Origin of the sequence: uncultured Faecalibacterium sp. (assembly GCF_900066275.1) — a bacterium.
Taxonomy (GTDB): Bacteria; Bacillota; Clostridia; order Oscillospirales; family Ruminococcaceae; genus Faecalibacterium; species Faecalibacterium taiwanense.
In genome coordinates, this window is the sequence record NZ_FMFG01000019.1 from 15,099 (window position 1) to 23,186 (window position 8,088).

6 protein-coding genes are annotated in these 8,088 nt (G+C 61.5%); all 6 read right to left on the bottom strand.

The window, feature by feature from the left end:
* Window positions 1-2,358 (bottom strand): endopeptidase La (gene lon, locus QZL71_RS07945; protein WP_294648431.1); only part of this gene is annotated, 2,358 nt, incomplete at its 3' end.
* Window positions 2,359-2,499: 141 nt separating this feature from the next.
* Entirely contained in the window at window positions 2,500-3,045 is a 546-nt protein-coding gene (locus QZL71_RS07950) for a Gx transporter family protein (RefSeq protein ID WP_294648432.1), read from the bottom strand.
* A 13-nt stretch (window positions 3,046-3,058) separates the two neighbouring features.
* Window positions 3,059-4,954, bottom strand: a complete 1,896-nt coding sequence (locus QZL71_RS07955) for an ABC-F family ATP-binding cassette domain-containing protein (RefSeq protein ID WP_005940348.1) — start codon at window positions 4,952-4,954, stop codon at window positions 3,059-3,061.
* 35 nt (window positions 4,955-4,989) lie between these two features.
* Window positions 4,990-5,730, bottom strand: a complete 741-nt coding sequence (locus QZL71_RS07960; protein WP_044953456.1) for a YjjG family noncanonical pyrimidine nucleotidase — start codon at window positions 5,728-5,730, stop codon at window positions 4,990-4,992.
* Between the two features lie 95 nt (window positions 5,731-5,825).
* Window positions 5,826-6,047 carry a hypothetical protein gene (locus QZL71_RS07965; RefSeq protein WP_118527866.1) on the bottom strand — a complete coding sequence of 74 codons (222 nt, stop codon included), beginning with the start codon at window positions 6,045-6,047 and terminating at the stop codon, window positions 5,826-5,828.
* Between the two features lie 55 nt (window positions 6,048-6,102).
* Complete coding sequence (locus tag QZL71_RS07970; RefSeq protein ID WP_294648433.1) at window positions 6,103-7,980, bottom strand: SGNH/GDSL hydrolase family protein; 1,878 nt, start codon at window positions 7,978-7,980, stop codon at window positions 6,103-6,105.
* Between the last annotated feature and the right edge of the window lie 108 nt (window positions 7,981-8,088).

Genomic DNA, 8,088 nt, shown 5'->3' on the forward strand with positions numbered 1-8,088 from the left:
CTTTGCGTTCTGGGGCTTGAGCAGGGCCGCGTTCAGCACCTGTGTCAGGCTCTGCATGGGCAGGAAGGTGAGGTTCTTCTTCACCTCGTCGTCCACCTCGTACAGGTCGGGTTCGTTGTCCTTGGGGATGAGCACCGTTTTCATGCCCTCGCGGTAGGCCGCCATGCTCTTTTCCCGCAGGCCGCCGATGGGCAGCACGTTGCCGTGCAGGGTGATCTCGCCGGTCATGGCCACATCACCGCGCACCGGGATGCCGGACAGGCAGGACACCAGCGCCGTGGTCAGGGTGACACCGGCAGAAGGGCCGTCCTTGGGCACTGCGCCCTCCGGGGCGTGGATGTGCAGGTCGCACTTCTTGAGCTTTTCCGGGTCGATGCCGTACTCGGCGGCGTGCACGCGCACCCACGTAACGGCCAGCTGAGCGCTCTCCTTCATCACGTCGCCCAGCGAACCGGTGACGGTGATCTTGCCGCTGCCGTTGTCCATCACCTGCACCTCGATGGGCAGGGTCTCGCCGCCCACGCTGGTCCATGCCAGACCGTTGGCGATGCCCACCGCGTTGGTGCGGTTGAGGAAGTCGGGCTTGACAAAGCGGGGGCCAAGCAGCTGTTCCAGCATGGTGCCGGTAACGGAGATGCTTTCCACCTCGCCTGCGGCGATCTTGCGGGCGCACTTGCGCAGCACGCTGGTGATGGTGCGTTCCAGATTGCGCACACCGGCCTCGCGGGTGTAGCCGTCAATGATGCCGTACAGCGCGCTCTGGCTCAGCGTGACCTTGCCGGTCAGGCCGCAGGCCTTGAGCTGCTTGGGCAGCAGGTGCTTGCGGGCAATGTTGTATTTTTCCACGCGGGTGTAGCTGGGCAGCTCGATCACGTCCATGCGGTCACGCAGGGGGCCGGGGATGCTGCCCAGATCGTTGGCGGTGGTGATAAAGAGCACATGGCTCAAATCGAACGGGATATCGATGAAATGATCGTTGAAGGTGCTGTTCTGCTCCGGGTCCAGCGCTTCCAGCAGGGCTGCGGCCGGGTCGCCCCGGAAGTCGCCTGCCAGCTTGTCGATCTCGTCCAGCAGCATGAGGGGGTTCGCGCTCTTGGCAGAGATCATGGCAGTGATGATCTTGCCGGGCATCGCGCCGATGTAGGTGCGGCGGTGGCCGCGGATCTCGGCTTCATCCCGCACGCCGCCAAGGCTGATGCGCACATACTTGCGGCCCAGACTTTCGGCGATGGAGCGTGCAATACTGGTCTTGCCCACGCCCGGAGGGCCTACAAGGCAGATGATCTGTGCCTTCACGTCCGGTGCCAGCTTGCGCACGGCCAGCGTTTCCAGAATGCGGTCCTTCACCTTTTTCAGGCCGTAGTGGTCGCGGTCCAAAATCTGCTGTGCGCGGCTGATATCAAGGTCGTCCACCGTAAAGGTGTTCCACGGCAGGTCAAGGCAGGTGTCCAGATAGGTGCGGATGACCGTTGCCTCCTGATTGGAGCCCTGCATCTTGGCAAGGCGGTCCACTTCCTTGAGCAGCTTCTTCTCGCTGTCCTCGGCAAGGTGCAGTTCGGTGATCCTGCGGCGGTACTCGTCGGCCTCGGCGTGGGTGTCGTCGCCCTCGCCCAGCTCGTCGCTGATGATGTGCAGCTGTTCGTGCAGGTAGTAATCGCGCTGGTTCTTGTCCATGGACTCGTTGACCTTTTCCGCGATCTCCTTTTCAATTTTCATCACCTGACACTCACGGCGCAGCATCTCGATGAGCTTTTTCAGCCGTCCGTTCAGGGTGCCCTCGTCCATCACAGCCTGCTTGTCCTCGTAGCGGAACAGCAGGTTTGCAGGCATGTACTCGCTGAGGAAGGCGGGGTCGTCGCTGGAAACGATGGCAAACACCACGTCCTTGCCAAGGCGCGGGTTCATGCCAAGGTACTCGTCAAACCCGGCCTTGAGGGCGCGCAGCAGTGCTTCGGTCTCCACGGCATCGTCGGCCTTGCCTGCGCGCACCGGGGCCGGGCGCACCTCCGAAAGCAGAAAATCGCCGCTGGCATCCAGTGCACTGAGCTTTGCGCGGTACTTGCCCTCCACCAGGACCTTTACAAGGTCCCCGGAGACGCGCAGCACCTGCTTGACCTCGGCCACCACGCCGTAGCTGAACAGGTCTGCCTGCTGCGGCTCGGTGGTGTCCATGGACTTCTGTGCCACCAGAAACACGTTGGAATTATTTGCCATTGCCCACTCCACGGCGGCAATGCTCTTTTCGCGGCCCACCTCAAAGTGGACGAGATTGTTGGGGAACACCACCAGCCCGCGCAGAGCGATGGTGGGCAGATGCAGCTTTTTGCGCTCCACCTTGATGGTAACTTTTTCACTCATAGTGCAAACACCTCCCGGCTGCCGCGCACTTTCCCACGGCGGCAGCGCTGTATGCAAGAGATTTTATCTTTAAAATAGCAGGTTGTTTCCTTATTATACTGATTTCCGGCCAAAATGCAACTGTGATGCATGGACGGTTGGTTATTTCCCCCGCTTTTCCTGCGTGGAGAAGCCCATTTTGCCAAGAGCCGGCAGCAGGGCCTTGAGGGTGATGGAGGTCAGTGCGCCCATCACAAGGCCCAACACCAGCATGACCGGCGCATAGTAGAACGAGAGTGAGGACGAGATGATCACGCCTGCGCCCAGCAGCTGGCCGATGTTGTGGGCCAGCGCGCCGCATACGGACAGGATGAACCAGGTGGGCCGCACCGGCAGCAGATAGTACAGCACCCACATCACCAGCAGGGACAAAAGGCCGCCGCACAGCGAGAGAAGGCCCGCCGTGAAGCCGGACACCAGAAACACGAACAGTGCCTTGAGCACGTCCAGCACCAGCGCCTGCCTTGGCCCCATGAAAAACAGCGCGTACATCACCACGATGTTGGCAAGGCCCAGCTTCATGCCCGGCAAAAGGCCCGGGATGGTGAGCGTGCCCTCAATGAACGAAAGTGCCATGGCCAGCGCAAACAGCAGGCCAGAAAGGGCGATTCGGCGCGTTTTTTCGTAACTGCGTCTGTTTTTGGGCATGCTGCACCCTCCTTTACTCTTCGGTCTGCTGGCTCTGCTCGTAGCTTTCCTGCTCTTCCATAGCAGCTTCCCACGCGGCAAACAGCTCTTCCTGATGGAAGCGCAGGTCGCTCAGCTCGTCGCTCTTCTGGCGCAGCAGGTCGGGGTCGTTGTACACCTCCGGCGAGTTGATCTCGTTGTCCAGCTCCACTTCGCGTGCACCGCAGGCCTCCATCTCGTCCTCGCAGGCCTTGATCTTGGCCCGCAGCTCGGCGCGGCGGCGGCGCTGCTCCCTGCCGTAGCCGGTCTTGGCCGGTTCGGCGGCCTTCTGCACGGCAGGTGCCGGGGCGTTGCGGCCCATCAGGGCATCGTAGCTGGGGTAGAGGGTGGCCTTGCCGTCCTCAAGGTAGAGGATGGGGCAGGCCAGACTGTTCATCAGGTGGCGGTCATGGGTGACCAGCAGCAGCGTGCCGGTGTAGGCCATGAGGGCCTCGGTAAGGTTTTCGCGGGTGTAGATGTCCAGATGGTTGGTGGGCTCGTCCAGAAACAGCAGGTTGGGCCGTTCCAGCACGATCTCCGCAAAGCGCAGGCGGGCCAGCTCGCCGCCGGAAAGCGCCTCGCAGGGCTTGAACACCGTCTCGCCCCGGAAGCCCAGCTTTGCCAGATGGCTGCGCACCTCCAGCTCGGTCATGCGGGGGTACTTGTTCCAGATCACATCGATGACCCGGCCCTGCCCCAGACGGTTCTGCTGCTGGGCAAAGATGCTGGGCCGTGCGCCGGTGCCCAGCCGCACCATGCCGCCGGAGGGGCGGCGCTTGCCGTCCAGCACCTGCATCAGGGTGGACTTGCCCGCGCCGTTGGGGCCTGCGATCACCAGCCGCTGGCCGCGGCACACCGTGTAGGTAAAGGGTTCCAGCAGGGTGCGCTCCCCTATTTTGATGGTCAGGTTCTTGAGCAGCACCAGCTCGTTCCACGGTTCTACGTCATATTCAAACCGGAACTTGAGCTGGTTGGTCTCGTCCTTGGGCGCTTCGGTGATCTCCAGCTTTTCCAGCTGCTTGCGGCGGCTCTGGGCCATTTTGGTGGTGGAGGCGCGCACAAGGTTGCGGTCCACATAGTCCTGCAGCTTTTCGGCCAGTGCCACATCTGCATCGTGCTGCTTCTGGCGCAGGGCATCGGCGGCTTCCTTCTGGGGCAGGTAGGCCGAGAAGTTGCCCTTGTAGGTGGTCATGGTCTGGAAGGAGACCTCCCAGATCTTCGTACACACGTTATCGAGGAAGTAGCGGTCGTGGCTGACCACCAGCACCGCACCGGAATAGCTTTTGAGGTAGTTTTCCAGCCATTCCATGGTGGCAAAGTCCAGGTGGTTGGTGGGCTCGTCCAGAATGAGCACGTCCGGCTTTTCCAGCAGCAGCTTTGCCAGCCGCAGCCGCGTCAGCTCGCCGCCGGAGAGCACCGCAATGTTCTTCTGCCATGTATCCTGCGCAAAGCCCATGCCGGACAGCACCTTTTTGATGTTCACATCCATGTTGTAGCCGTCGGCGGCATCCACGATGTTCTGCAGCTGGTCGTGCCGGGCCAGCAGCTCCGTGTCGTCCGGCTGCGCGGCCATTTTGCGTTCCAGCACCTGCATCTGGGCCATGGCATCCAGCACAGGGGCAAAGGTGGAGCGCATCTCGCCGTAGAGATCCAGCGTGGCATCCAGCTTTGCGTTCTGTTCCAGATAGCCCAGCGTCACGCCGTGGGTCACGCTGAACTCACCTTCGTAGTCCTGGTACTCGCCGGTCAAAATCTTGAGCAGGGTGGTCTTGCCCGCGCCGTTCTGGCCCACGATGCCGATGCGGTCCTCCCGCTCGACACTGGCGGTCACATCGTGCAGCACGATCTTCTCGCCAAAGCTCTTGCCTAGTTTTTCCAAATGTATCAGCATAGTTTTATGATCCCGTTCTCCATCCGCTTATTGGCTCAGCACTGGTGGCGGCGGTTCTTCAGGCCCACATTGGCCAGCTCTTCCTGCTCCATCACCAGCGGGTACAGCTCTTTCAGGTCTGCGATCTCGTAGGTGGGCACCACCTTGCCGGGGTTCTCGGCGTGGCTGGGGTTATACCAGCAGGTGTCAAGGCCCGCATTCACGCCGCCCTGAATGTCGCTGCTCAGGCCGTCGCCCACCACCAGCACATGCTCGCGGTTCTCCACGCCAAGGGCGCGCAGGGCCGCATCAAAAATTCTGCGGTTCGGCTTTTCGCTGTCCATCTTCTCGGAGACGAACACGTCCTCCATAAAGTTCAGCACACCGCTCTCGGCCAGACGGCGGATCTGCACCTTCTGGAAGCCGTTGGTCACAACGGCCAGCGTTGCCACCTCGGAAAGCTCCCGCAGCACATCCAGCACTTCCGGCCCCATCAGGTCCGGGTGGGTGGAGAGCTGTTCCAGATAGAAGCGGTTCATCTCGGCTCCATCACCGGCGGCATCAATGGCCTTGAGGAAGCGGGTGAACCGCTCCGCCATGAGCTTTTCCCGCTTGATCTGGCCTTTTTCCAGCTGCCGCCACAGCTCCGAGTTGATGGTGCGGTAGGTCTGCACCGTTTCTGCGTCCGGCTCAATGCCGTAGTTCACCAGCGTTTCGGCCAGTGCCTTGCTTTCGGCTGCGTCAAAGTTCAGCAGGGTGTTGTCTGCATCGAACAGCACGCAATAATATTTTGCCATAAACCTTCCCTCTTTTCCTTCTGCCATGGCCTCAGCTGCCATGCGCTCAACAACAGGCAGAAGCCAGCCCTGCCGTAAACAGAGCTGGCTTCACATCATTCTGTTACAATTTCGTACGGTGGTACGTCCGTCTGCTCCGGGTCGTTGTCCGGGCAGGTGGTTTTGACATCACAGGGGGTGGCAGCACACTTTGCCATTTCCTCTTCCAGCGCGCCGTTGTCCACGTTCTCCCAGTCGGTGCCGTAATCGTCCACGCTGCCGTCGGTCACGTTCTCTTCCCCGGGCAGCGCCGGGATGCGGGGTTCCTCGTAGTACATGCAAACGCCTCCCTTCCTGCCAGCCTATGCGGCACGGCAGGCCGGGGTGACAGCCTCAGGACGCGGAGTCCGTGGATGCGGACTGCTCGTTGGCGGCTTCCTTGCTGGCATTGGATTCCGAAGCCGCATGGGAGCTGCCAGAGCTTGCAGAGCTGCTCTCGCTGCTGGAGCTGCTATGGGAAGCCGAGCTGCTCTCACCAGAGTCCGCGTGGGACGAGCTGGTGCTGTGGGAAGAGCTGGCTGTTCCGTTGGAAGCAGAAGCCGAGCCTGCCGGGGAAGCCGTGCTCTCACTGCTGGAAGAGCTGTGAGACGAGCTGTCGGAAGAGCTGTGAGACGAGCTGCCGGAGGTGGATGTAGCCCCGGAGGATGCCCCGGAGGTGGTGCCGGACGATGCACCGGAAGAGCTGGTGCTGCCGGAAGAACTGCTGCCCGACGTGCTTCCAGAGCTGCCGGAGCTGTGAGACGAGCTGCCGGAGCTTACGCCGCTGACCGTCACATTCAGGACGTTGCTGGTAACGGTGCAGCCGTTGTAGCTTGCCACTGCATACACCTTAAAGGTCGCATTGAGCATGGAGGGGTCGATCTGCACCTTGACGGTGGTCTTGCCCGCCGCCTGCGGCACTTCCGCACCGTTGGCGTACCAGCGGATGCTGTCGGCAGTGAGGTGCTTGCCGCCCAGCTTTGCGGTAAAGGTGTAGGAATCGCCCAGCACGGCCTTGCCGGTGCTGCTGATATGCACGGAAGCCGCTGCAAACACGGCGGTCACGTCCACGTTCTGCTTGAAGTTCGTATCGGTGCGGGTCTTCTGGGTCACGCCGTCGCTCCACTTGACGAACACATAGCCGTCCTGCGGCACAGCCGTCACGCTGATGGACTGGGCGGCGTTGGTCACTTCATAGGAGAGGGATGTCTTGCCGCTGTCGCTGCCGCTGGAAAGGGTGCCGCCGGTCTTGTCCACCCGGTAGCTGGCCTGATACAGCACACCCTGCTCTTCGGAAGAGCCTGCAGCCTCCGAGCTGCTGGGTGCTGTCACCGCAGAGCTGGGGTTCGGGGTATACTCGGCGCGGGTGGGGATGTTGGCGGTGTCGGGCCGACGGTCGTCGGTCTGGTAAGCGTGGGTGCGCAGATAGCTCAGCATGGCCTTCAGGCCCACGGGCTTCAGGTGGATATCGCCGGTCTGGTAGTAATCCTCGCGGCCATAGCCGTTGGCATCCTTCAGCGCTTCGGCGCTGTTGAGGAACTTCAGGCCCATCTGCTCACACATGGACAGCAGGGCCATGTTGAAGTCGTCGATCTTGGTCTGGTCCATGTGGGGGTAGTTTGCGTGGTTTGCAGGCACCGGCGGCACCGTGTTCACGATGATGTCGGTGTAGGGGTAGCTTTCCTGAATGGCCTGCACCAGCGCGGTGTAGTTCTTGATGAACTCGTCCACGCTCATGCCGGTATCGTTGGTGCCCAGCATGATGACCACGCGGCGGGGCTTCATTTTGGCCACGGCCTGCGCGATGGTGTAGGTGTTGCTGTCCTTTTTAAAGGTAACGATGCCCTCGTTCAGGGCGGCATGGGTGCCAATGCCCTCCTTGGCGCAGAACTGCTGCAGGCTGATCAGGCCGTTGGCGTACAGGCGCACCGTGTTGGAATCGCCGAGGAACAGCGTTTCCTTCTGGTAGCTCTCGCCCGCGTCGGCGGTCTCCGGCAGCAGGGCGGCAGAGGTCTCGCTGATCTGGTAGTGATCCGAGATATCCTCTTCGCCCGGCACCAGCACCTCGCTGGAGGGCTGTTCCCCCGGGGCTGCAGGGGTCTTGCCGCGCTTGAGCAGCGTCATGGTAATGGCAATGGTCAGAATGGCTGCCAGCGCGCACACACTGCACACCAGCACAGCCTGCTTCTGCATAGGAGTAAGCGATTGCTTTTCCGGTCGTGTATTTCTCATATCTCTCACCATTCACTTAGTTTCCGGCACAGGGCCTTCCGGTCATGCCTGTCCGTTCAGGATCTGGTCTGCAAGGCTGGCGCAGCTTTCGGCCAGCAGCACCGGGTG